Origin of the sequence: Chryseobacterium jejuense (assembly GCF_017877355.1) — a bacterium.
Taxonomy (GTDB): Bacteria; Bacteroidota; Bacteroidia; order Flavobacteriales; family Weeksellaceae; genus Chryseobacterium; species Chryseobacterium jejuense_A.
Map to the genome: position 1 here is coordinate 75,929 of NZ_JAGIPR010000007.1, position 24,777 is coordinate 100,705.

The following is a 24,777-nucleotide window of genomic DNA, read 5'->3' on the forward strand; positions in this document are numbered from 1 at the left end:
ATGATTTTTTAAAGAGAGCGCAATCATCAGATTGCACTCTCTTTATTAGAACCTATTCTTATTATCTTTCTAAAATAATGTAATATTCAAAATAGATAAGTAGAGCAAAAGCTTTACTTTTTCGGTTTGTTAGGTTGATAGTTTGGATGTCCCAGCTGCCAAAGCATAAATGCAAAGATATTGGATAAGTTAGCATATCTCTGAGCTACAGGAATATCACCGCCATGACCTCCTTCATAATCAATATTTAACAGTACGGGATTTTTGGAAAAATTGTCTGCTAATAATTTAGCTGCAAATTTAGTCGATTGCCACGGAGAGACTCTTGGATCATTAACTCCGGCACAAACTAAAGTAGCAGGATATTTTTTCCCCTTTTTGATGTGTTGATAAGAATCCATAGCCAATAATCCCTTGAATTCTATCGAATCATTTGGGTTTCCATATTCTTTGCTGCTGGTTGCCTGAATACCATTGTTCTCAAATCGGGTAGTGTTAAGCACACCTGATTCTATTACAGCAGCTTTAAATAATTCTGGTCTTTCTGTCATTGCTCTTCCTATGGCGATACCTCCGGCACTCGCGCCCCAAATTGCCATTTTTTCAGGAGAAGTAAATTTTTTATCAACTAAATATTCAGCACTGGCAATTAAATCTTTCCAGGTATTAGGTTTCTTATCTTTCTGTCCCTCTACGTGCCACTGATATCCTTTTTCTCCTCCACCTCTTACATGAGGAATAGCAACAATTCCTCCCTGGTTTGCCCATAATAGATAACTTTTAGCAAAGAAAGGTTTTGAAGACTCTCCAAATGCACCATAACAGTCTATGAATAAAGGGTTTTTCCCATTTTTATTAATGTTTTTATTGTAAATTATAGACAATGGTACCTCTGTCCCATCATAGGATTTTATAGAAACTTCTTCAACAATAATATCTTCAAACTCTGGGAATTCTATAATGGGTGTAATATTTTCCTGCTTAAAGGTATTGGTGGAGACGTCATATTTAAAACGCTGCTCATCATTGGCCCATCCTGAACAATTGACCCATAGGTCTGAATGATCTTTCCCTTTTGACTGCAACTCTATATTGCCTGAAATATAAGGGAGTTTAATCGGAATTTCTTTTCCATTTTGATATAAATATAATTTAGCTTCAACACCATTTTTGGTGGTTACATAATAAATACCATCTTTTGTAAGAGTATATTGATTGATTACTTCATCCTTTTTTGCAGGAACAAGTATTTCAGGATCTTTAAAGTTTCTAGTGGTAAAATTGGTTTTACACAATTTATAATTGGGAGAATTATATCCTGATAAAAAATAGATGTCATTGCCTGATGATCTTATTGAAAATGCCTTAGCATCTTTATCATATAAGAGCTTCCAATCTTTTTTTTCCTGTAGTAAATCCTTTTTATCAATATAAAATGTTTTTCTGAAACGTTCCGCATCTACTAAAATTCCAGTGTAATACTGATCTTCAGGATTGAAAACCAATATAGCAGGATATTCCGTTGGGCTAATGTTTAAATCAGGATTATGGGTGCCAGAAAAAATATCACGTAATATTTTAGGATCTTCTCCTATTTTATAAAGCATAGCCTGAGTGTTTTTTCTGAAATCTTTTGATTGTAAATCTACAACAGGATAATAGGTATAGAAGAAACCGTTATTATCATCAAGCCATTTAATACCACCAATGCTGGCTGGGTTGGTATTGATAATTGTTTGTGGATAAATATTTTTTTTGTCCACATCCATTATAATGACCTCTGATAATTCTTTACCTCCTTGGGTTAATGAAATTGCAACTTTACTCCCATCCCAACTAGGGCTTATAAGGTTAATTACAAAATTGTTTTTAGAAATACCAGCCAGTTTTTTTGATGAAATAAAATTAGCAGGATCATAAAGCAGGATTTCTTTACCACCAAAGCCATCCCGATAATACGCTTTTGCAGTTCTTTCTCCTACATTCCGTTTTAAATAAAAATATTTGTCATTTTCGGTTATTTTTAAATCATATATAGAGTATCCTTCTCTTTTGTCAAACTCTAATCTTTTATCTAAATAATAGTTTTTATTAGGGATTGAATTGAATACAGAAACAGCGAAATCAGATTGAGATTTCATCCAATGGGCAACCTTAGGATCTAGCAGGTTTTCTAAATTTCTGTACTCATCAAGTATTTTTATTCCAAAAGAATGATCCGTAACAGGGATTGAAGGTGCCAAATTATTAGATTGAGCATTCAGGGTTAAGGCTGAAAAAATAGTAACGATAAATATTTTGTATTGCATGTAAAGACTATTTAATTTTAGATCTTGGAACTTCCTGTTATTTATAATTTATAGCTTTTCAAAGATAATTTTTTTCAGATAATTTTATGTAAAAAGAGGAGAAGATGACAGTTTGTAAGTGTGATTTTTCCTAGTTGAAACTTGAAATAATTGATAAATGATTTTTAAAGAGGGCGCAATCATCAACTTGCGCCGTTTTTTTGTAACTTTGCGACCATTAATTTTTATACGAAAATTTATTATCAACAAATGAAAAAGCAAACGATCAAAGAAATCCTAAAGGATTACAAGAAAGTATTACATCATGACATTACAGTTTACGGATGGGTAAGATCATTCCGTGCTAATCGCTTTATTGCACTTAATGATGGTTCTACGATTAATAATTTGCAGATAGTTGTTGATTTCGAAAATTTTGATGAAGAACTCATCAAGAATATTAGCACGGCTTCTTCTCTTAAAGTAGTAGGTGAAGTAGTGGAAAGCCAGGGAGTGGGACAATCTGTAGAAATTGTTGCTAAAAAGATCATTATTTTAGGAGATAACTTCACAGAAGAACTTCAAAGTACGATTCTTCAACCTAAGAAACACAGTTTGGAGAAGCTTCGTGAGCAGGCACACTTAAGATTCAGAACCAACTTGTTTGGAGCTGTTTTCAGAGTACGTCACGCAGTAAGTTTTGCAATTCACTCATTCTTCAACCAAAACCAGTTCTTTTATATCAACACTCCGGTTATTACAGGTGCTGATGCTGAAGGAGCAGGAGAAATGTTTGGGGTAACCAACTTCGATCTGAATAATATGCCAAGAACTGAAGAGGGAGACATTGATTTTGCTCAGGATTTCTTTGGTAAGAAAACCAACCTTACGGTTTCAGGACAGCTTGAAGGAGAAACTGCTGCTATGGGATTAGGAAGAATTTATACATTCGGACCTACTTTCCGCGCAGAGAACTCAAACACTACAAGACACCTTGCGGAATTCTGGATGATTGAGCCAGAAGTTGCTTTCAACAACCTTGAAGATAATATCGATCTTGCAGAAGATTTCTTAAAATATGTAATCCAGTATGTATTGGATAACTGTAAAGACGATCTTGAGTTCTTAGACAAGCGTTTTGAAGAAGAACAAAAGTCAAAACCGGAAAAAGAAAGAGCAAAAGAAGGTCTTATCGAAAAACTTCAGAATGTAATAGCTAAGCGTTTTAAACGTGTAAGCTATACAGAAGCTATTGAGATTTTATTAAATTCAAAAGAAAACAAGAAAGGAAAATTTGTTTATCCTGTTGAAAAATGGGGAGCAGATCTTCAGTCTGAACATGAAAGATATCTGGTTGAAAAACACTTTGAGTGCCCGGTTGTACTGTTCGATTATCCGAAAGAAATTAAAGCTTTCTATATGAAGCTGAACGAAGACAACAAAACGGTTGCAGCAATGGATGTCCTTTTCCCAGGTATCGGTGAAATCATCGGTGGATCTGAAAGAGAAGCGAGATTAGACGTTTTAAAACAGAAAATGGAAGAAATGCATGTAGATGAACACGAACTTTGGTGGTATTTAGATACCAGAAAATTCGGTTCTGTACCGCATGCAGGTTTCGGTTTAGGGTTAGAAAGATTAGTTCTTTTTGTAACAGGAATGACGAACATCAGAGACGTAATTCCTTTCCCAAGAACGCCGAAAAGCGCTGAATTCTAGAATCATAAAAAAAAGCCTTCATCATTAAGATAAGGCTTTTTTTATTCTTCAATAGTTTATTATGTAAAAAGTATAAAGCAAAAATCATGCTAAATGTATTTTTTATCAAATAAATTTATTAAATTCGTAGAATATGTTATGTTAAAACGCCAATATTAATATGCTTAAACAACACTTACAACTCAAATTAGGACAGAAGCTGGCCCCTCAGCAGATCCAGTTGATGAAGCTTATTCAGCTTCATACTCTTGAATTTGAAGAGGAGTTGGAGAGAGAGCTAGAAGAAAACCCTGCTTTGGAAATTGTAAAGGAGGATTCTAAGGAAGATGATTTTTCTTCTCTGGAAGATGCTTATCAGGATGAGGGTACAGAAAGCATTGAAACAGACTTCGACGTTAACGAATATCTTTACGACGACGAGCCTAGCTATAAAACCGCATCCAGTAACTACTCTCCGGATGATGAAGAATTTGACAATGAAAGCCTTTTAACCGAAGGACAGTCATTATATGATTATTTGACGGAACAGATTCACCTGATTAATATCAGTGAAGAAGATCTGAAGATTGCAGAATACCTGATCGGTAACCTTGATACAGACGGATATCTGAGAAGAGAGATCAAATCTATTGTAGATGATCTTGCCTTCTCACAGGGAATTTATACTACTAAGGAAAAAGTAGATGATATCCTTGAAAATTATGTTCAGAAACTGGATCCACCCGGAGTGGGAGCCAGAGGACTTCAGGAGTGTTTATTATTGCAGATTGAAAAAAAAGTGAGCTCTGATAAAGCCGTTTCTTTAGCAGCCAGTATTCTGAGACATCAGTTTGATGCCTTAACCAATAAGCATTATAATAAGATCATTCAGAAATACGATATTGAGGAAGAGGACCTGAAAGATGCTTTGGATGAAATTTCAAAACTGTCACCAAAAGTTGGAGGAAACTTCGATACCCAAACCATTACCATCAACCAGGAAATTATCCCGGATTTTGTAATTCAGGTGAAGGATGGGTTGGTTATTCCTATGCTTAATAGCAAAAATGCGCCTACATTAAGAGTTTCTGAAGAATATAAAGATATTCTTACTACTTATTCACACGATAAAAACTCTTCTGAACATAAGCAGGCTGCTTTGTTTATCAAGCAGAAACTGGATGCTGCCAAATGGTATATTGATGCTATTAATCAGCGTCAGAATACTTTGCTGCAGACCATTACAGCTATTGTTAAGTTTCAGAAAGATTATTTCATTACAGGTGATGAGAAATCTCTGAAGCCAATGATCCTAAAAGATGTGGCAGACATTACAGGATTTGATATTTCTACCATTTCCAGAGTGGTAAAAAGCAAATACGCAGATACATCAAACGGTATTGTTTATCTTAAGGACCTGTTCTCAGATAGTTTAACCAATGATGATGGGGAAGAAGTTTCTACTAAAGAGATCAAAACCCACCTTCAGGAAGTCATCAGTAAAGAGAATAAGAGAAAACCTCTAACAGATGATGCTCTAGTAGTGATTTTAAAAGAGCAGGGCTATAATATTGCTAGAAGAACGATTGCAAAATATCGAGAACAGCTCAATATTCCTGTTGCAAGATTAAGAAAAGAACTTTAAAAATATAATAAAAAGCATTTCAAAACTGAAATGCTTTTTATTTTTATAATGGTAAAGGGATGATCTTGTTGTCTATTGGTGATAGATTGTGGAACCACCCCGTCAAAAATTCTTTGAATTTTCTCCCCCTTCCGATGGGGAGAATATCCAGTTCTTCAATTGTAATATTCATTATAGTATTAATATATAATAGATTTTCAAGTGCTTAAGTGAACTTTTCAAACGGTTAGCAGTAACTTAAAATAGCTTAATGTTCAAAAACTTTGAGACTTTGTGGTTAAAACTTTCAGCAAGAATCTAAGCTTTACTTTCCAATCCCAATTCTTTCATAGAGATTTCCCGCATTTCCACCTTTCTTATTTTCCCGGAAATGGTCATTGGAAATTCATCCACAAACTTCCAATATTTCGGAACTTTATAATGGGCAATTCTTCCTTTACAATAGTCTAATAACTCCTGCTCGGTAATAGTAAATCCTTTTCTTACTTTCACCCAAGCCATAACTTCTTCTCCAAATTTTTCACTCGGAACCCCAATGATCTGAACATCCAGAATATGGGTATAAGTGTATAAGAAGTCTTCAATTTCTTTAGGTGAGATATTTTCTCCACCTCGGATGATAAGGTCTTTAATTCTTCCGGAAATGGTAATATATCCATCTTTATCCATTACTGCCATATCGCCGGTATGCATCCAGCGGGCATCGTCCAGTACTTTTTTTGTGTTTTCGGGATCATTCCAGTATTTCAGCATTACAGAGTAGCCTCTTGTACAAAGCTCACCGTGTTCACCACGTTTCAGAATTTTTCCATTTTCATCAATGATTTTTATTTCAAGGTGATCCTGAATGGTTCCTACTGTACTGACCTGTTTCTCCAATGGAGTTCCAATTAAAGTTTGTGTAGATACCGGAGAAGTTTCCGTCATTCCATAACAGATACTCATTTCTTTAATATTCATGAGGTTTTCCACTTTTTTCATAATTTCCGGTGGACATACCGAGCCTGCCATTACACCGGTTCTTAAACTTGAAAAATCATAAGAATCAAAATCTTTTACGGCAAGTTCAGCAATAAACATGGTAGGAACACCATAAAGAGATGTACATTTTTCATCCGAAACCGCTTTCAACGTAATATCGGGATCAAAACTGTCATTAGGAATTACCATGCAGGCACCGTGAGCGGTACAGCATATATTTCCAATCACCATTCCAAAGCAGTGATAAAAAGGAACAGGAATACATACGCGGTCTTTTTCCGTATACTTTAACCGGATACCAATAAAGTATCCGTTATTTAAAATATTATGGTGGGAAAGAGTAACTCCTTTGGGAAACCCTGTGGTTCCTGAGGTATATTGAATATTGACAGGATCATCAAACTGTACATGTTCTTCAAAACTATGGAGAACTTCATCAGAAATTTCCTGGCCGTTGTTTACAAAGTCTTCCCAGCTATCATCGAAGAAAATTTCGTGCTCTAAAGTAGGACAAACTTCCTTGGCATATTCAACCATTTCTTTGTAGTTGCTGGTTTTAAAGCTTAAGGAAGAAAAAATAAAACGAATTTCAGACTGGTTCAGTACATACGTAAGTTCATGGGTTCTGTAAGCGGGATTGATGTTCACCAAAATGGTTCCGATTCTGGCAGTGGCATATTGCAGAAGTACCCATTCATAACGGTTGGAAGCCCATATTCCTATTCTGTCACCACTTTTTGCGCCTAAAAATATCAGGGCTTTGGCAACAGCGGTTGTTTGATTGTAAAATTCTTGATAAGTAGCTCTATAACCTTGATGAACACAAATAAGTGCTTCTTGATTAGGGAATTTTTCGACAGTACTTTTAAGATTTGCTCCAATAGTCTGTCCTAATAATGGAACCTCAGATGCTCCATAAACATATGATAAAGGCATAGTAAAAAGATTTGGTGAAATAAAATTAACAATAATATCTTGAACTATAGCCTATGAATGCTAATTTTCCTGAGAATCTATCTCTTTAAGTTGCTCCAGATTTTTATCAAGTTTTTTGATGATACTTCCATACACCAATCTGTAATACACCCAGATCATAGATATGGCTAACAAAGTACTGATGCTAATGGCAACAATAATAACGGTAAGGTCAGAACCGGAAGGTTGTATATTTTGAGAATTTAAGGTATAAAATATAAAAGCAACCAATACAAAAGTAAATGCAAGCAGTAATACAATACTAATCAGGATGAAAGCATTGACTGTTTTTTTGAAACTGATAATTCTGGTAATAAGACCTTTTAGATTTTCTTCAATTTTTATTTTACGGTAATTCTGATAGAATTTCAGAACAAAATAAGCTGTAATTAATACGCTCAGAATTTTAATAGCTAAATAGAAATGACTGAAGTTGTTTTCCACTTCAGGGGCTTCATGAGTGCCTAGTTTTTCCAATATTTTACGGAAACCGTCGGACTCATTATCCTGAAAGAAATAGAATAAGCCCAAAAGAGAAAAGAACAGGAATTCAAAAACACTGATCCAGAAAATATATTTTACATAATTACGTGATTTTCTATTCAGCATTTGAAGAATCTTGCTGTTGTCATATTTCGGTGCTACAGGTTGTTCCTGCCATGTCTTTTTAAAGCTATCTAGATCAAATTCAGGCATATTTTTCCATCTGTTCTTTAAGGGTTTTCTTTAATCTGTTCATTTTCACGCGTGCATTAACTTCAGTGATTCCGAGGTTTTCTGCAATGTCCTTGTAAGGCAGATCGTCAAGATACATCATGACAATGGCTCTTTCTATATTAGGAAGAGTCTTGATTACCGTATACAAAAGCGAAATCTGTTGTTGTTTTTCATCATCATCTTCCACAAAATCTTTGTGGTTGATGTCCAGTTCATTCGTAGGAAGGCTTTTGCTTTTTTTTCTAAAGAGGGTAATGGCTGTATTAAGCGCTACACGATACATCCATGTTGAAATCTTGGAATTTCCTTTGAAAGAGTCATAACTTCTCCAGAGTTGCAATACAATCTCCTGAAAAAGATCCTCTTCATCTTCCAGTGAATTGGTATATAAGCGCGATACTTTAATAATCAGGCCCTGATTATCTTTGATGAGCTGCGCAAATTCTTTTTCTCTGGAATCCATAGATGTATAATGGCACGAAGATAATAATAATGTGGTAATTGGGGAAGAATAATTATAGTGAATAGCAATTGAGTACGGAACGTTGAGAAAATAAAGATGATTAAGCGAATTTGTAAATACTTCAATTCCTCCTTTTCCCGTGAAATTTATGTATCTTTGCATCCGCGAGAAAATCGGCTTGTTGATTTCCCGTTTACGGGAGGTAGGAAAGTCCGGACACCACAGAGCAGCAAAGCGGATAACATCCGTCACCCGTGAGGGTAGGACAAGTGCAACAGAAAGCAAGTACAGTTCGGCTGTAGTGAAACCAGGTAAACTCTTTGCGGTGCAATGGTAAGTATATCGGTTCTTTTCAGTAATGGAAATAGGGGCGGCTCGTCCTGAAAACCGAGGGGTAATCAGCTCAAGTGTTGCAGCAATGTACCACGTAGATAAATAACAGGCGCTTCTTCGGAAGTACAAAATCCGGCTTATAGATTTTCTCGTGATTTTTACAATACATTTTTCTTCGGATTTTTATTCTTAAAATCAGTTTTGTATTTATTTGTAAAACAAAACATTATGTATTTATAATTCTAATATAAGACTTTTAGAAAACTAAACAAGACTTATCAACGACTTTCGTATTCTTTTGTTATCTCAAATTTGGTATAAAGAAATTGAGATGAAAACAGAATACATTTTACAGTCTATTCCAGAAGCAAAACCAGGTTTTATTGTTATCCTAATGTATGTGGCGTTCATATATGGCTTATTTTGGGGAATTGATCAATGTTTGACCTATCTTTTCTATGGGATAACAAATGAGATCGTTATAAAAATTCTTAACAAGATTCTGTTGATTGGATTTATGTTTTTAAACTATAAAGTGGTAAAGTATTTTCTTTATCTCGTAAGAAAACAAAGAGAACGTCCTGTCATTTATCCTGTTTTAAACATTTCGAGAGAAGGAATGAATTATTACCCTGAAAATAAAGAAATTGAATGGGAGAATATTTCTGAAATACAGATTATAGATTCTGTGCTTTCTGTAACTGTGGATTTCAACCCTAAAAAAGATTTTAAACTGAACCTGTCCACAACAGATCTCCAGAAACAAATGACACAGGACCGTTTTGAAAAGCTACTGAAATATCATTATAAAAAAGAAGTCTATATTTACAATACTCCATCATCCTGTGGATGTGGTTGTTAATTTTAAGAGTATATACAGATAAAATGAATTAAAATGGAATCAGAAATTACTTTATATAAATCACGACAGGAAAAGGCAGGGTATTCTACAATTATACTTTTTATGATATCCTCAGTTGGTTTATTGGCAGCCTTTTGTGCAACGATTTTCCTTGTGTTTACCAACCAAAATCCGTTTAAAATTTTAATCTCCATTGTTGTTCTTTTATTTATATCTTTTTTTCTTTATGCTTCAGTAAAAATCTTGATTAGCTGCATTGCTGAACGGATGAAACCGGTTGAAGAGCCTGTAAAAATATTAACTATCAGCTCAAAAGGAATTTTTAATCATAGGGCAGAAAGACAATTGATCTGGAAAGAAATCTCTGAGATTCAGATTATAGATTCAATACTTTCAGTGACCGTAGATCCACATCCTGAAAAAGACTTTCAGTTGAACCTATCAGATACAGATGTTTACAAGCAAATAACGAGAGAAGATTTTGAAAATCTACTCAAACATCATTATAAAAAAGAGATGTATACCTATTATACCCCTCCATCCTGTGGATGTGGTGGTTGATTGAATACTCGTTTAAAAAGCAATAATCAATTAAGATTTTTAACCTCATGAAACCTGAATTTATCTCCGTTTTATTAGATGATACCCAGCTAGATTATCTCCAAAGTCCTTTGTGGAAAAGGATTTCAGATTACCAGATCGATCAGGATGAAGTCATCATTCCTTTTACCCGAAAATTGGCTCATACTGAAGGCTGGACGAGAAGGTTCTGCTTGCTTGCCATTGAAGAGTATAAAAAGTTTGTCTATTTATGCTGTATTTCTAAAAATGGAGCATCTCCTTCCATAGCTGTAGATAAAGTTTGGCATCTGCATTTACTCTATACTACTGAATATTGGAAAGAATTCTGTCCGAAAATTCTGGAAAGAGAATTGCATCATTTTCCGAATGTAGGTGGAATTAATGATTATAATAAGCATCAGGATTGGTATCTGGAAACATTGAAGCTTTACATCAATGTTTTCAGACAAAATCCGCCTGAATCTTTCTGGCGGATTCCAAAAGAAATTGAACTCTTCTTATTGCCTGAAAGTAAAAATAAGGTGAAAACCATCAGACAGTTCACATGGAAAAAGACCTTTGAAGATTTGCATTCAAAAGTCTTTAAATATATTCATGGTAAATCGGTTTACCAATAAATTTTTTGTTACTCTTCTAATAATTGTTTTTTAGCCTGCTGCAGATCTTCTTTATCTTTTTCTGAAAGGTGGGGATACTTAAGATTCATTTTCTCCAGGGTATCTATAATAATCTGAATGGCTGCCGTTCTGGCAAACCACTTATTGTCTGCAGGAAGTACATACCATGGCGCATGATCCTTTGAAGTTTCGTTGATTGCCGTTTCGTAAGCTTCCATATATTGATCGAATAGGGCTCTTTCCGGAAGGTCTCCAGCAGAAAACTTCCAGTTTTTTTCCTGTTCGTTGATTCTGTCCAAAAGTCTTTCCTTTTGTTCATCCTTAGAAACATTCAGAAAGATTTTGATGATTGTAGTTCCGTTCTGGGCAAGATGCTTTTCGAAGTTTCTGATGCTTTCGTAGCGGTTCTCCCAGAATTTATTGTCGAAATCTTTTACAGAAGACCATGTTTTTTCACTTAAATTATATTCAGGGTGTACTTTGCAGACTAAAACACTTTCATAATGGGAGCGGTTAAAAATTCCGATCATTCCTTTCTGAGGCAAAGCCAGATAGTGTCGCCAGAGAAAATCATGTGAATATTCCTTTGAGCTTGGAGTTTTAAAGCTGGTTACATTACAGCCTTGAGGATTTACCCCTCCAAAAACATGTTCTATCATACTGTCTTTTCCTGCAGCATCCATGGCCTGAAGTACAACCAGAAGGGATTGACTTCCATCAGCATAAAGCTTTTCCTGCAGTTCACGAAGCTTTTCTTTTTCCTGGATTAATAATTGTGTGCCTTCTTCTTTGGTAAGCTTTCCTTTATATGATGTGGAAGCTTTATTAATTGAGAATTTTCCATTTACCCTAAAGTCATCTGAGAAATTGGTGTCCATATATTTTTTTATTTAAAGATAAAAGATAAAAGATAAAAGATAAAAGATAAAAGATAAAAGATAAAAGATAAAAGATATTGTCGCTAAACAACTGTTATCCATCCGGATATCAACATCAATAGGGGTGGGCTATAATCCTGAGCATAAACTGAGGGTTTACGAAGGAAGCCCGGCCGATCAAATAAAGGCTTTAGCCAAAAACCTAAAAAATAGATGTATGAATGTAATTTTCATCCTCTAATATCCTGCGTGTCTATTACTATAAATATAATAAAAAAACCGCCTCAATAGAGACGGTTCCTTTATTTTTAAGTAGAGAATTACTTCGCAGTAGCTTTTTTAGCAACTTTTGCAGCTTTTTTCTCCGCTTTAACGGCTTCTTTCTGTTCTGCAGGAGTTAACACTTTTGCTTCAGGAGCACTAGCATCTACGTTTCCTTTGATGTAGATTACGCTTCTGCTGTTAGCAGGGTCGTTAGAGAAAACCTCAATCATTTTGTTGAACCCTCCTGTAAGAGCTGTGTTGTATCCAACTTTGATCTTAGCAGATTTTCCTGGCATGATCGGATCCTGGCTAAATTCTGGTGTTGTACATCCACAAGATGGTTTTACATTTGAAATGATCAAAGGCTTATCACCAGTGTTTGTTACTGTAAAGAATCTTGTACCATCAGAACTAGGCTTAATGTTACCATAGTCGAAAGTGGTTTTATCAAACGTAATTGTTTGTGCAGATGCAAGAGCAAATGTTCCGAATAATGCAATTCCTGCGATTAATTTCTTCATATTCTTGAATGTTAATATGTTTGTTAGATAAATTTTGTGAAACAAAGTTAAAAATTATTTTAATTCATGCTTAAAAATTTTTTTCTTTAGACTATTTTTGCAAATTGCAAGCCAAAGAAATAGAATTTATGCAGATTTCAGAAAAGTACAATCCACAGGAAACAGAACAGAAATGGTACAATTACTGGTTGGAAAACAAATATTTCCACTCAGAACCTAATGACAAACCACCATATACCGTGGTCATTCCGCCGCCAAACGTGACTGGGATATTACACATGGGACATATGTTGAACAATACCATTCAAGATGTTCTGGTCCGTCGTGCAAGAATGCGCGGGTTTAACGCTTGTTGGATTCCGGGAACAGATCACGCTTCCATTGCTACCGAAGCTAAAGTTGTTGCTAAACTGAAGTCTGAAGGAATCAACAAGTCCGATATTACCCGTGAACAATTCCTTGAGCACGCTTGGGAATGGACCAATAAATATGGAGGAACAATCCTTGAGCAGCTTAAAAAATTAGGATGTTCATGTGATTGGGACAGAACCCGATTTACATTAGAAGATAAGCTTTCACAACAGGTTATCAAAAGCTTTGTAGATCTTTATAACAAAGGATTGATCTACAGAGGATACAGAATGGTAAACTGGGATCCGGAAGCGAAGACCAATATTTCAGATGAAGAGGTGATTTTTAAAGAGCAGAACGGAAAATTATATTTCCTTAAATATAAGATTGAAGGTTCAGAAGAATTCCTTTCAGTTGCTACTACACGTCCTGAAACTATTTTTGGAGATACTGCTGTATGTATCAATCCTAATGATGAAAGATATGCTCATTTAAAAGGTAAAAATGTAATCGTACCCATCGTTAATAGAGTAATTCCTATTATCGAAGATGAATATGTTGACATCGAGTTTGGAACAGGTGCTTTAAAAATCACTCCTGCGCACGATACCAATGACTACGAGATCGGTAAGAAACATCAATTGAAAATGATTGATGCATTGGATGATGATGGAAATCTTAACGAGCACGGTCTCCACTATGCGGGACAAAATAGATTTGATGTAAGAAAGCAGATCGCAAAAGAATTAGAAGAAAAAGATCTTTTACTAAAAGCAGAAGATTATGTAAATAAAGTAGGAACATCCGAAAGAACTGGGGCTGTTATTGAACCTAAAGTTTCAGTACAGTGGTTCCTTAAAATGTCTGAAATTGCTAAACCAGCATTGGATGTAGTAATGGATGACGAAGTTAAATTCTATCCGGATAAATTTAAAAATACTTACAAATACTGGATGGAAAACATCCGTGACTGGAATATTTCCCGTCAGCTTTGGTGGGGACAGCAGATTCCAGCATACTATTACGGTGCAGGAGATGAAGATTTTGTAGTAGCTGAAACTAAAGAAGAAGCTTTAATATTAGCAAAACAAAAAACAGGAAATCAGGAATTAACAATAGAAGGTCTTAGACAAGATGATGATGCACTAGATACCTGGTTCTCCTCATGGTTATGGCCGATGTCTGTATTTGATGGATTGCTTGATCCAGAAAATAAAGATATCAACTATTACTATCCAACTTCTGACTTGGTTACAGGTCCGGATATTATTTTCTTCTGGGTAGCCAGAATGATTATGGCAGGATTGGAATACAGAAAAGAAGTTCCATTCAAAAATGTTTATTTCACAGGAATCGTAAGAGACAAGCAGAGAAGAAAGATGTCAAAATCTTTAGGAAACTCTCCGGATCCGCTTGAGTTAATGGATAAATATGGAGCTGATGGTGTTCGTGTAGGTATTCTATTGAGTTCTGCAGCAGGAAATGACCTGCTTTTTGATGAAGACTTGATGCTTCAGGGAAGAAACTTCATGACGAAGATCTGGAATGCCTTCCGTTTAATCAATATGTGGAATCATGAAGACAAGCCGGCTATTGCTACAGATAATCAGGCTATCGAATGGTTTGAAAATAGATTGAATAAAACCATTGTTGAGATCAACGATCAGTTTGAAAAATTCAGAATTTCTGATGCCCTGCATTTGATCTATAAATTAATTTGGGACGATTTTTGTGGGTGGTATCTTGAAGCGATCAAGCCTAACTATGGAGAAGGTATTTCTAAAGAAGTGTATAACAAAACAATATATTTCTTTGGAGAACTAATGAAGTTACTTCACCCGTTCATGCCTTTCTTAACAGAAGAGTTATGGCAGACGATTTCTGAAAGAAATATTGAAGAAGCTTTAGTGGTTGCTCAGCAGAAAGAAGCTGGTGCGTTTGATGAGACGATCATTAAAAACTTTGAGACTGCAGCAGAATTGATCTCTGGAGTAAGAAATTACCGTCAGACAAAAGGGGTTTCACCAAGAGAAGCCGCCGAAATATATACCAATGCTACTGAATTTGCTAATGAAGCAGTAGTAAGAAAACTGGCAAATGTTTCTGAAATTCATTTCGGACAGAAAACAGATAAGCCAAGCTTTACATTCCTTGTAGGGGCAACGGAAGTTTCTATTCCTTTAAGTGAAAACTTAGATCTAGGAGAAGAAAAAGCTAAAACTGAAGAAGAATTAAAGTATCTTAAAGGATTCTTGATTTCAGTAGATAAAAAGCTTTCTAACGAAAAATTTGTTGCTAATGCTAAACCTGAAGTTGTAGAGGTAGAGCGTAAGAAGCAAAAAGATGCTCTTGACAAGATTGCGATCTTGGAAGAGAAGCTGAAAAGTTTGTAAATAAACCCAATAATGAAAGAAGTTGTTGGAATATCAGGCTGAGCACAGATGAAAAATCTGCGAACGAATGTTCACGAAGCCTTTTTAAAATGAGATGAAACAGTATTTCGTATATATTTTAAGATGTTCCGATAACTCCTATTATACAGGAGTTACCAATGATATTGAAGTTAGATTGGCTCAACATCAATCAGGTAAATTTCCTGAAAGTTATACCTATAAAAGAAGACCGGTTGAACTAGTCTTCTTTTATGTATTTAATGACATTATTCAAGCGATAGCGTTTGAAAAACAAGTAAAAGGTTAGAGTAGAAAGAAGAAGGAGGCTATTATAAATGATAATTGGGATAAACTAAAAGAATTATCTGTTTGTCAAAATAAAAGTCATTCTGATTATTTTAATAAGAATGATCAAAAAGGCTTCGACTCCGCTCAGCCTGACACTAAGAATAAGTAATACAATAAAATGAAACATATAGAAAACATAAAAAAACTATTTTCGAAGGACTTTGTAGAAAGTCCCTTGTTAGAAAGTTTTGAAGTAGGGAAGATTTATCTATCCAGTGGAAAGCTGGTAGCTTGTGATCCCTTAATCACCAATGATATGCTTTCTTTTTCTACAGAATTCCCAAAAGGAGAATTTTCTGTGATATTGCATAAGGAAAGAGACAGCAATTGTGTAGCCTATGCAGAAATTATTTTTAATACTGCGGAAATTAAAGACTGGAAGCTGGCAACTACTTCGGGACAGAATATTAAAGAACTGACAGAAGGAGAAGTTTTCGGATATCCGGTAGAAAGCGGTATGGGCTGTTTCATGGATGTGGATACCCAAAACAGTCTTAATGAATTGGAACAGAAGCTTTATCACAATAAAGGCGGAGACTTCATGGGAATCTATGAAGAGTTTTTCCATGAGTATTTCTTCGATGAAAACGGTGCGATAGATCAATATGCATTTTTAAAGCCTTCAGAAGCTCATCCTGGGACTATATTTGCTTTTGAGACCGGATATGGGGAAGGTTTTTATGCCAGCTATATTGCTTATGATAAAAATCAATCACCAGTGAAGATTATTACAGAATTTATTGAAATAAGTTAGGTAAAATTAGTTATTTTTGGCACGGAATTTAGTCTGTTATAATTTTTAAACTAATATCAAACACAATGAATTTCTCATCAGAACAACCAAAAATTATCGTTGTAGGGAGCTCCTCAATAGATCTTGTTTTGGAAACCGATAAACTTCCCTCGCCTAACGAAACCGTTCTGGCTGTTAACTCAGAGAGCTATTTTGGCGGGAAGGGAGCCAACCAGGCAGTAGGAACTGCAAGATTAGGTGCCAGTGTTTATTTTATAGGTTGTGTTGGAATGGATCCCCTGGGGCAGCAAATCATGAGAAATCTGGTAGGCGAAAATGTAAATGTAGGCTTTGTACATGAAACAGATAAAGAGTCAACAGGAACAGCTTATGTGACGACCTCTGAGGGAAATGCCGCTATTGTGGTAGTACCTGCAGCGAATAAATATCTGAGTGTCTCTCATATTGACGAAGCGGACCGCTATTTTCATACTTCAGACCTAATCCTCGTACAGCTTGAGGTTTCTATGGATGTTGTAGAATATACCGTAAGAAAAGCAAAAAAATATGGTAAAAAAGTAGGCCTATATGCTTCTCCTGCTATGAGAGTAAATGATGCAATTCTGGAGGAGGTAGACTTTATTGTTGCCAAAAGTAATGAGTTGTTCATCATTTTTGGAGAAGAAAAAAGAGAAGAGGTTCTTAAAAAATACTTTAACAAAGTGTTTGTAAGGGACGATACCAATTCTACCATTTATTTTGATGGTACAGAAATGAAGTATTACAGAAAGAATAAAGAGAAGACCGTTTATAAGATGGGAATGGGAGATGCATTTACTTCTGGATTTGCGATTGCCCTTTGTCATGGGAACTCTGTTGAAGACTGTGTGAAGTTTGGAAATGAGGTTTCATCACGGGTTTCAGGAAATAAAGGGTCACAGACTGGTTTACCAAGAATGTCAGATTTCTTTTCTTAAAGCTATTTACGGCATATCGAAAGTTTAAAACTAAACATTATTATATACTGAAAATGTCCACTTTTATAGTGGATTTTTTCTTTTTATCCTATGGAAAAACTAATACTTACCACAGAAGACCATGCTTTCCTGGCTGCTCATCTTTTTCAGCCAGAAAAAAATAATGGGAAATTATTGCTCATTAACTCGGCAACGGGCGTTAAGCAACAGGTATATTTTTCTTTTGCCAAATACTTTTCGGAGCAAGGATTTACTGTGATTACATATGACTACAGAGGAATAGGGTTGTCTAAACCAGAAAATATGAAAGGTTTTCATGGATCTATGAGAATCTGGGGCTCCAAAGATTTTAAAGCTGTAACAACGTACATTAAAAATCATTTTCCTGAGTACAGAAAATTATGCCTGGGACATTCCGTAGGTGCTTTGATTTTAGGAATGAATAAAGACTCCGAAATGTTTGAAGAATTGATATTCGTAGGAACTCAGAATGCTTTTGTAGGAAATCTCAGACTGAAAACAAAGATTGAAGCGTATCTCGGATTTGGAATTGTACAGCCATTAACCACTTCATTGCTAGGATACTTTCCTGCAAATTGGTTTGGACTTGGAGAAAGTCTTCCAAAAAATTGTGCATATGACTGGAGAACCTTAATTTTAAACAAAAAATCAACCAACAGACTGTTGGAGAAGATTGATGATTATTCTAAAAATTTAACACAGAAAGTATTTGTTGTTCGTGCAGAAGATGATGTATGGTTAACAGAAAAAGGAGTTCTGAGTCTTTTAAACAACACATATCCTAACCTTAAACCAACTTACAGACTGGTAAAAACTACAGAGTCTGAAAAAAAAGAAATCGGACATGTTAATTTTTTTAGAAATTACAATCACAAGCTCTGGGATATTATTTTAAATGAACTGATAGATTATTAATGGAAAGTACGATTAACAACACCGTAGAATTTGTAAAAGAAAAACTGGAAGGAGCTGAAGCAGGACATGACTGGTTCCATATTGAAAGAGTGTGGAAGCTGGCTAAAAAAATAGCTGAAACAGAAAAAGATTGTGACCAGGATGTGGTAGAATTGTCTGCATTATTGCATGATATTGCAGATCCTAAATTTCATAACGGAGATGAGACAATAGCTCCAAAAATATCCAGAGAATTTCTAGAAAGTCAAAATGTTCCCAATGAAACCATTGCAAAGGTTTTATTTGTGATCGAAAATATTTCATTTAAAAACAGAGGCCAGGCACCTGCTAATCCGTCTATTGAACTGAAAATTGTACAGGATGCTGACCGTATCGACGCTATTGGAGCGATAGGAATTGCCAGAACGTTTAACTTTGGAGGGTTTAAAAATAATCCAATGTATGATCCCAATGTTCAGCCTGATTTAAATATGTCTAAAGAACAATACAAAAAATCTAACGGGACAACCATCAATCATTTTTATGAAAAATTATTACTTCTAAAGGATTTGATGAATACAGAGCACGGAAAAAAAATGGCACAGGAAAGGCATGATTATATGCTGAATTTCTTAGATCAGTTTTATAAAGAGTGGAATGTAGACTAACATGCTCTCAAAAAATCTGAAATCAGTATCTTTGCAATATGGTATTTTTCATTCTTGTTATCTTTTGGGCGTGTATATTTTCTCTGGTTTTATATAAAATAAAATCGGGAAGAATGGCGAAATGGGCAAGACTGTTCCGTATTGTAACAGTGGTTTCTTCCATCTCAATTTTTACCTATTGGTTTATAAAGAAAAGTGCTGTGGCGTTTGTGGATAACTCTGTAGGGCTACAGGTCATCAATAAACTTCCTCAAGCATTGGATTTTTATCTTATCAATGTTAATAAAATTGATAATACTACTAAACTTGAACCTAAACATGTCGGGAAAATACGTCCTGAATATTACAGAGTGGAATACCTGAAAATGGACAAGTCTGATGAGTATTGGATTGTAGGGTATCTCGGAAAGAAGAATCTGGTTTATTTTTCACAGCATTCTGTTCCTAATAAGAATATAGATCAGATTGTGGAAGTGCAGAATTATATCAACCAAAGTATGAAACTGTCTGATGCAGCTAAAAAACAGATAGATGCCTACAATTATGAAAACACAAAGCTGGGAATCTGGATTACGTTGGATTTTCTGCTTTTATTTCTTAACCTGGTATTACTTCTTAAGAAAAATAATAAGAACTAAATTATATATTCTCTCGCAGATTTTACTGTTCCGGCAGATGATTGTATGATACCAATCTGTTGTATTTGTGAAATCTGCGAGAGTTTTTTTATTAAGGATAATCCAGAAGGTGCATAATCTGTTCCTTAAATTCTTCAGGACATGCTCTTATTAATTTATCCTTATTTTGTTTACTGATCTGATGAGGTTCCAGCCATTCTGTTTTGTTGGAGTTCAGGCTATGATTGTCATATACTCTTTTTATAGTATGGTCTTCATAGAAGGTATATTCATCTCCAAGCGAATTGCTGGAGACACTGATTGTACAAATTTCCTTTTTCATGACATTTATTTTTTTAGTATACCTTTTTCAAGATAAATAGGGTATTACTCTAATGTATAAAATTTTCCGTTATGAAAAGGCTTTTATTGTAATTCGTGCTGTTAATTAAAATTAGTCTATTTAAAATAAGGTTCCTGTACTTTCAGTGGCCATTTGGGGAATATGGATGTTGGTCTTCCATTCTTCATTCATTTTTTTGATGAAATAAGAGGAAAGAAGTGGAGAAGCTTTTTCAATATTCTGGTGAACGAAGAAATACAGATTCTGAAGACCATCTTTTTTCCATTGGGTAAGATGTTTTAACCAATCATCCAGTCTTTCATAATCACTTTCTGCATTGGCTCCAACATAGCGGATAAACGCGTTAGGAGTGGTAAGGCGCATATGAAGCATATCTCTTCTCCCGGCAGTATCTACAATGATGTTTGTGATATTATGGGCTTCAAAAAGTTCACAGGTGGTATTCAGAATTTCCTCATCGGTAAACCATTCCGTATTTCTTAATTCTATGGCAAGAGGAACTTCCTTGGGCCATTCTTTTACGAATTTTTCCAGTCTGTCATAATCTTTGGGTTTAAAGTTATCGTGAAGCTGAAGAAAGGCCATTCCCAGTTTTTTATCAAAATTAATGACTGCTGAAGCAAAATGGGTAACCGGTTCTGTAACATCAATAAGTCTTCTGAAATGAGAAACAGTATTGGTGATCTTAGGGAAAAATTTGAAATTTTCCGGAGTTTTCTCCTTCCATGTTTTTACCTGATCCGGCGTGGGCATTCCATAAAATGTGGCATTTAATTCAATGGAATTAAATTGAGTGGCATAATATGTTAGCTCATCCTTGGTTCCTTTGGGATAAAATCCTTTAAGGTCTGTTTTATTCCATTTGGCACACCCGATAGAAATGTTTTCCAGTCCTTTTTTATTAAGACTTAAAATTTCTTTGGTTCTCGAGTGATCTTTGGGAAGGGTGAAGTCTATTTTTGAAGGGTCTTCTACTTGTCCGAATTTCATATTAAGCGGTTTTAATGTTTAAAATTAATCATTTTTTTGCTGTAATTTTCATAGAAACGATATAAAATCGAGGATGAAATTTGTGATGTACATTAAGTTTTTTTTAAGGAAATATTAAACTTCATGTTATGTAATGTTAATTCTATGTTACCATACTTCATATTGAGTCGGTATAATTTTACAGTAAGTTTTGTAGCAATAAAAATATGAAGAAAAAATTGATCTGTGCTTTTGCTTTATTATCTTTTGGGTTTGCATTTTCACAGGAAACCAGCTCTAAAATTTTTGGAAGATTAAAAGGTATTTCTTCCGAAGTTACAGTGAAGGTAGTACATATTCCTACCAATAGTACTTTTGAAACTAAGAGTAACAGCAAAGGACAGTTTAGCTTGGACAATCTTCAGCCGGGAGGTCCTTATAAAATTGAGATATCTGACGGTTCACAGGTTATTTACGAGAATTCCAATCTGCAGCTTTCTTTAGGAAATAATGACCTGCCTGTAGTAGATGTTGGCAATAAGGAAAAGACAATTGACGAGGTGAAGATCACTTCAAAAAAGACCAACGTAAAATATGGAGTGGGAATCAACCAGGCTCAGATTTCAGGACTCCCTAATATTAACCGGGGGATTCAGGATGTAACCAAGCTAATTCCGCAAAGTGCCAATAACTCTTTCAATGGAACGAATTTCCGTTATAACAACGTTACTATTGATGGTTCAATTAATAATGATGCCATTGGGTTCAGTCCTTCATTGGGTGGACAGACGGGAACTTCTGGAATGCCTGGAAGCAGTACGCGTTCCAATTCGATAAGCTTGGATGCTATTCAGGATGTACAGGTCTATATTGCTCCTTATGACGTGAAACTTGGAAATTTCCTTGGGGGAAGTATCAATGCCGTAACCAGAAGTGGTAGTAATGATGTTACAGGTTCCATGTATGTATATGGAAGAAATGCTGCTATAACAGGAAGAAACAGGGTAGGGGATAATTCCAAAATGCCAAGTGATTTTTCCGATTTTATTTATGGAGGAAGAGTAGGGCTGCCTGTAGTGAGAGATAAAGTATTTTTATTTACCAATCTTGAATATACCAAAAGGGTAGATCCTATATTTTATAATGCGAATGATCCTAATGCATTGATAGATGAATCGGTGGCTCAGAAACTTTCAGACTTTGTTCAAAAGAAATACGGATTTGATATAGGAAGTTTCAATGGATATAATAACTTTTCTGAAAGTGCTAAACTTTTCAACAAGTTGGACTGGAAGATCAATGATAAGCATACTTTATCCATCAAAAATAATACAGTGTTTTCACAAGCTTCCAATCTTGAAAGAGATGGAGCCAACTTTAGATTTTCCAGTATGGATTTTGTTCAGAAAAATACTGCATCCACTACCACTCTTGAGTTGAAGAGCCGTTTTAATGATAAATGGAATAATAATTTAGTAGTTGGATATTCTTCTATTCATGATTACAGAGATCCTACTTCCAGCAATGCTATGTTCCCACAGGTGGAAATTACTCATAATGGTGGAACTATTCTGTTCGGGAATGATAGGGAAGCTACTGTTTTCAATATGAAGCAGAAAACTTTTGAAATTACGGATAACCTTACTTATAAAACAGGAAATCATACTTTCTTATTAGGAACTCACAATGAGCTATACAATATCAATTATGGTTTTGTAAATGCTTTGAATGGAAGAATATCTTATAAATCGTTAAATGATTTTTATAACGGGACTCCTGCAAGGGTAAGAGGAACTTATCCTTTTGGCGGAAACAGCAGACAAGACCTTTTCGACAATCCTTATGCCCAATATAAAGTAAATCTTCTTTCATTATATCTGCAGGATGAGATCAATTGGGGGAGAGTGAGACTTTCACCGGGAATTAGAGTTGATTATACAGATTTACCTAATAAGCCACAATTAAGTCCGACGGTTAATAACTCTCCTCAGGATCCTTATTTCGGAAATACTTACAACTATACTCCATTAAGCCAGTTAACCAATAGTTATCTTAATAAACCTACTTTATCACCAAGATTAGGATTTACCATTGATGTTACGGAAGACAGATCTATGGTGTTAAGAGGAGGTTCCGGTATTTTCGTGGGAAGAATTCCGTTTGCATGGTTAGGGTATGCTTATTATAATGATGGCGTTGGCTTTGGAAGCTATGATTATAATGCGCCAACAGCGACACAGATTGCAACTAATGGAGACCCTCTAATAGGAGCTAATTTCCCGAAATGGCAGAATTCATCTAAAGTACAGGTTGACCTTATTGATAATAACTTTAAGATGCCAAGAGTCTGGAGAAGTTCCCTGGCATTTGATTATACGCTTGCCGGATATAAACTGACACTGGAAGGAATTTATACGAAAGTACTTTATGATCTGAAATTCCAACAGGTGAATAAAACAGATAATGTGACGTACTACAGCTATGATGTGAATCACGAAATGCCGATCTACACAACGAATATTAATAGTAACTTCTCTAATGCTTATCTACTATCCAATACAAAAGAAGGGTATCGTTACAACCTGACAGCTCAGATTTCAAAATCATATAATTTCGGATTTAATTTCTTTGCAGCTTATACTTATGGTGATGCTAAGGATATTACGAATGGTATCAGAAACTCTATGGAAAGTAACTGGCAGATGAACCAGTCTTTGACGCCAAATGATGCTCAGCTAACAACTTCCAATTTTGCAATCAAAAATAGAATTGTGGCCAATTTGGGATATGCATTTAATATTTCCAAATCTAACAGATTATATACCAATGTGTATTTTAACGCACAATCAGGAAATCCTTTCTCATGGGGATTTGTAAACAGTACGATTGCCAATACAGGACAGGCAGCTGGTCTTGCTTATATCTTTAAAGATGCTGGTGAAGCTGCAAAATATATTGTTCCTATAAAAGATGGATCAGGAAATGTACTGGTAAGTGCTCAACAACAGGTTGCGGATTATGAAAACTTCGTTAATAACAATGATTATCTGAAATCCAGAAGAGGAAAGTTTACGGAAAGAAATGGAGATACAACACCTTGGAATGTTCAGGCAGATATCAGAATTATGGATGAGATCAGACTGAGTGAAAAATCTAAGAATAATATTCAGATTTCATTAAGTATCATCAATTTCACCAATTTACTGAACAAAGACTGGGGTAAGGTGTACTTTGTGCCTAACACGTTCAACTCTACGGCAAGTGTAGGGCTTACCAAGGCAGGAAATATTGCAACGGGGCAACTGTCAGCAGGAGATCCTACTTATAACTTTAAAACACCGGGATCTGCTTATACCATCGATCAGTTTGCATCAAGATTCCAGGCACAACTGGGTGTAAGATATAATTTTTAATACTTCTTTTTACAAATACTTCTTTCAAAGGTTCGGATTTTCTTTCCGGGCCTTTTTTATGAGTAATGAATGATGAGCAATAAGTGATGGGAAAAAATTCTCATTATTTAAGAAGATAATTACAAATATATTCAATGGCTTTAGCTAAAACTTATTTTAGGATTGAACATTATCACAAATAAAAAAGCACGCCATCCGGCGTGCT

General features: G+C 35.1%; 21 protein-coding genes and 1 other RNA gene. 14 read left to right on the forward strand and 8 right to left on the reverse strand.

Annotated features, from left to right (window positions below; all coding sequences use genetic code 11):
- Nucleotides 1-113: 113 nt before the first annotated feature.
- Nucleotides 114-2,309, reverse strand: a complete 2,196-nt coding sequence (locus tag J2772_RS15420; protein WP_209918209.1) for a prolyl oligopeptidase family serine peptidase — start codon at nt 2,307-2,309, stop codon at nt 114-116.
- A 249-nt stretch (nt 2,310-2,558) separates the two neighbouring features.
- Between J2772_RS15420 and asnS the strand changes: the two genes are divergently transcribed.
- Together asnS and rpoN are read left to right on the forward strand one after the other, a co-directional pair.
- The gene (gene asnS / locus J2772_RS15425; protein WP_209918211.1) at nt 2,559-4,007 is read left to right on the forward strand and encodes an asparagine--tRNA ligase; all 1,449 of its coding nucleotides are present in this window, start codon (nt 2,559-2,561) and stop codon (nt 4,005-4,007) included.
- A 160-nt stretch (nt 4,008-4,167) separates the two neighbouring features.
- Nucleotides 4,168-5,631 (forward strand): RNA polymerase factor sigma-54, encoded by a 1,464-nt coding sequence (rpoN, locus tag J2772_RS15430; protein WP_209918213.1) that lies wholly within the window; start codon nt 4,168-4,170, stop codon nt 5,629-5,631.
- Between the two features lie 297 nt (nt 5,632-5,928).
- Here the strand turns inward: rpoN and J2772_RS15435 are convergent, their stop codons facing one another.
- Genes J2772_RS15435 through J2772_RS15445 form a run of 3 tightly spaced genes read right to left on the reverse strand, consistent with a single transcriptional unit; the run spans nt 5,929 to nt 8,767 of the window.
- Nucleotides 5,929-7,548: an AMP-binding protein gene (locus J2772_RS15435; protein ID WP_209918214.1), complete on the reverse strand. Its 1,620-nt coding sequence runs from the start codon at nt 7,546-7,548 to the stop codon at nt 5,929-5,931.
- 60 nt (nt 7,549-7,608) lie between these two features.
- Nucleotides 7,609-8,283: a beta-carotene 15,15'-monooxygenase gene (locus J2772_RS15440; RefSeq protein ID WP_209918216.1), complete on the reverse strand. Its 675-nt coding sequence runs from the start codon at nt 8,281-8,283 to the stop codon at nt 7,609-7,611.
- Entirely contained in the window at nt 8,276-8,767 is a 492-nt protein-coding gene (locus J2772_RS15445; RefSeq protein WP_045500386.1) for an RNA polymerase sigma factor, read from the reverse strand. Before J2772_RS15445 ends, J2772_RS15440 begins: the two co-directional genes overlap by 8 nt.
- A gap of 165 nt (nt 8,768-8,932) precedes the next feature.
- Between J2772_RS15445 and rnpB the strand changes: the two genes are divergently transcribed.
- The 4 genes from rnpB to J2772_RS15465 all read left to right on the forward strand — a co-directional run bounded on the left by rnpB (nt 8,933) and on the right by J2772_RS15465 (nt 11,161).
- Nucleotides 8,933-9,256, forward strand: an RNA gene (gene rnpB / locus J2772_RS15450) — RNase P RNA component class A.
- A 175-nt stretch (nt 9,257-9,431) separates the two neighbouring features.
- The gene (locus tag J2772_RS15455; protein ID WP_209918217.1) at nt 9,432-9,962 is read left to right on the forward strand and encodes a hypothetical protein; all 531 of its coding nucleotides are present in this window, start codon (nt 9,432-9,434) and stop codon (nt 9,960-9,962) included.
- Between the two features lie 33 nt (nt 9,963-9,995).
- Nucleotides 9,996-10,523, forward strand: a complete 528-nt coding sequence (locus tag J2772_RS15460) for a hypothetical protein (RefSeq protein WP_209918219.1) — start codon at nt 9,996-9,998, stop codon at nt 10,521-10,523.
- A gap of 47 nt (nt 10,524-10,570) precedes the next feature.
- Nucleotides 10,571-11,161, forward strand: a complete 591-nt coding sequence (locus J2772_RS15465) for a glycine-rich domain-containing protein (RefSeq protein WP_209918221.1) — start codon at nt 10,571-10,573, stop codon at nt 11,159-11,161.
- An 8-nt stretch (nt 11,162-11,169) separates the two neighbouring features.
- Here J2772_RS15465 and J2772_RS15470 read toward each other — a convergent pair whose 3' ends face one another.
- Both J2772_RS15470 and J2772_RS15475 read right to left on the reverse strand, forming a co-directional pair.
- Nucleotides 11,170-12,039: a polyphosphate kinase 2 family protein gene (locus tag J2772_RS15470; RefSeq protein ID WP_209918222.1), complete on the reverse strand. Its 870-nt coding sequence runs from the start codon at nt 12,037-12,039 to the stop codon at nt 11,170-11,172.
- Between the two features lie 320 nt (nt 12,040-12,359).
- Complete coding sequence (locus tag J2772_RS15475; RefSeq protein ID WP_209918224.1) at nt 12,360-12,824, reverse strand: DUF1573 domain-containing protein; 465 nt, start codon at nt 12,822-12,824, stop codon at nt 12,360-12,362.
- Between the two features lie 128 nt (nt 12,825-12,952).
- On the opposite strand from J2772_RS15475, the gene J2772_RS15480 reads away from it, so the two are divergent.
- The 7 genes from J2772_RS15480 to J2772_RS15510 all read left to right on the forward strand — a co-directional run bounded on the left by J2772_RS15480 (nt 12,953) and on the right by J2772_RS15510 (nt 19,847).
- Nucleotides 12,953-15,568, forward strand: a complete 2,616-nt coding sequence (locus tag J2772_RS15480) for a valine--tRNA ligase (protein ID WP_209918232.1) — start codon at nt 12,953-12,955, stop codon at nt 15,566-15,568.
- A gap of 94 nt (nt 15,569-15,662) precedes the next feature.
- Nucleotides 15,663-15,875, forward strand: a complete 213-nt coding sequence (locus J2772_RS24350; RefSeq protein ID WP_317194512.1) for a GIY-YIG nuclease family protein — start codon at nt 15,663-15,665, stop codon at nt 15,873-15,875.
- A gap of 159 nt (nt 15,876-16,034) precedes the next feature.
- The gene (locus J2772_RS15490) at nt 16,035-16,670 is read left to right on the forward strand and encodes a DUF4241 domain-containing protein (protein ID WP_209918233.1); all 636 of its coding nucleotides are present in this window, start codon (nt 16,035-16,037) and stop codon (nt 16,668-16,670) included.
- Nucleotides 16,671-16,735: 65 nt separating this feature from the next.
- Entirely contained in the window at nt 16,736-17,626 is an 891-nt protein-coding gene (locus J2772_RS15495) for a ribokinase (RefSeq protein WP_089737542.1), read from the forward strand.
- Nucleotides 17,627-17,716: 90 nt separating this feature from the next.
- A complete protein-coding gene (locus J2772_RS15500; protein WP_209918235.1) occupies nt 17,717-18,562 on the forward strand; it encodes an alpha/beta fold hydrolase in 846 nt (281 codons plus the stop codon).
- Nucleotides 18,562-19,209 (forward strand): HD domain-containing protein, encoded by a 648-nt coding sequence (locus J2772_RS15505; protein WP_209918237.1) that lies wholly within the window; start codon nt 18,562-18,564, stop codon nt 19,207-19,209. Before J2772_RS15500 ends, J2772_RS15505 begins: the two co-directional genes overlap by 1 nt.
- 113 nt (nt 19,210-19,322) lie before the next feature.
- Nucleotides 19,323-19,847, forward strand: coding sequence for a hypothetical protein (locus J2772_RS15510; protein WP_245365241.1), 525 nt, complete (start codon nt 19,323-19,325; stop codon nt 19,845-19,847).
- Nucleotides 19,848-19,938: 91 nt separating this feature from the next.
- Here J2772_RS15510 and J2772_RS15515 read toward each other — a convergent pair whose 3' ends face one another.
- Both J2772_RS15515 and J2772_RS15520 read right to left on the reverse strand, forming a co-directional pair.
- Nucleotides 19,939-20,169 (reverse strand): hypothetical protein, encoded by a 231-nt coding sequence (locus tag J2772_RS15515; RefSeq protein WP_209918242.1) that lies wholly within the window; start codon nt 20,167-20,169, stop codon nt 19,939-19,941.
- Between the two features lie 120 nt (nt 20,170-20,289).
- Nucleotides 20,290-21,180 carry a DUF72 domain-containing protein gene (locus J2772_RS15520; RefSeq protein WP_209918244.1) on the reverse strand — a complete coding sequence of 297 codons (891 nt, stop codon included), beginning with the start codon at nt 21,178-21,180 and terminating at the stop codon, nt 20,290-20,292.
- A 206-nt stretch (nt 21,181-21,386) separates the two neighbouring features.
- Between J2772_RS15520 and J2772_RS15525 the strand changes: the two genes are divergently transcribed.
- Nucleotides 21,387-24,572, forward strand: coding sequence for a TonB-dependent receptor (locus tag J2772_RS15525; RefSeq protein WP_209918246.1), 3,186 nt, complete (start codon nt 21,387-21,389; stop codon nt 24,570-24,572).
- The last annotated feature ends 205 nt before the right edge of the window (nt 24,573-24,777 follow it).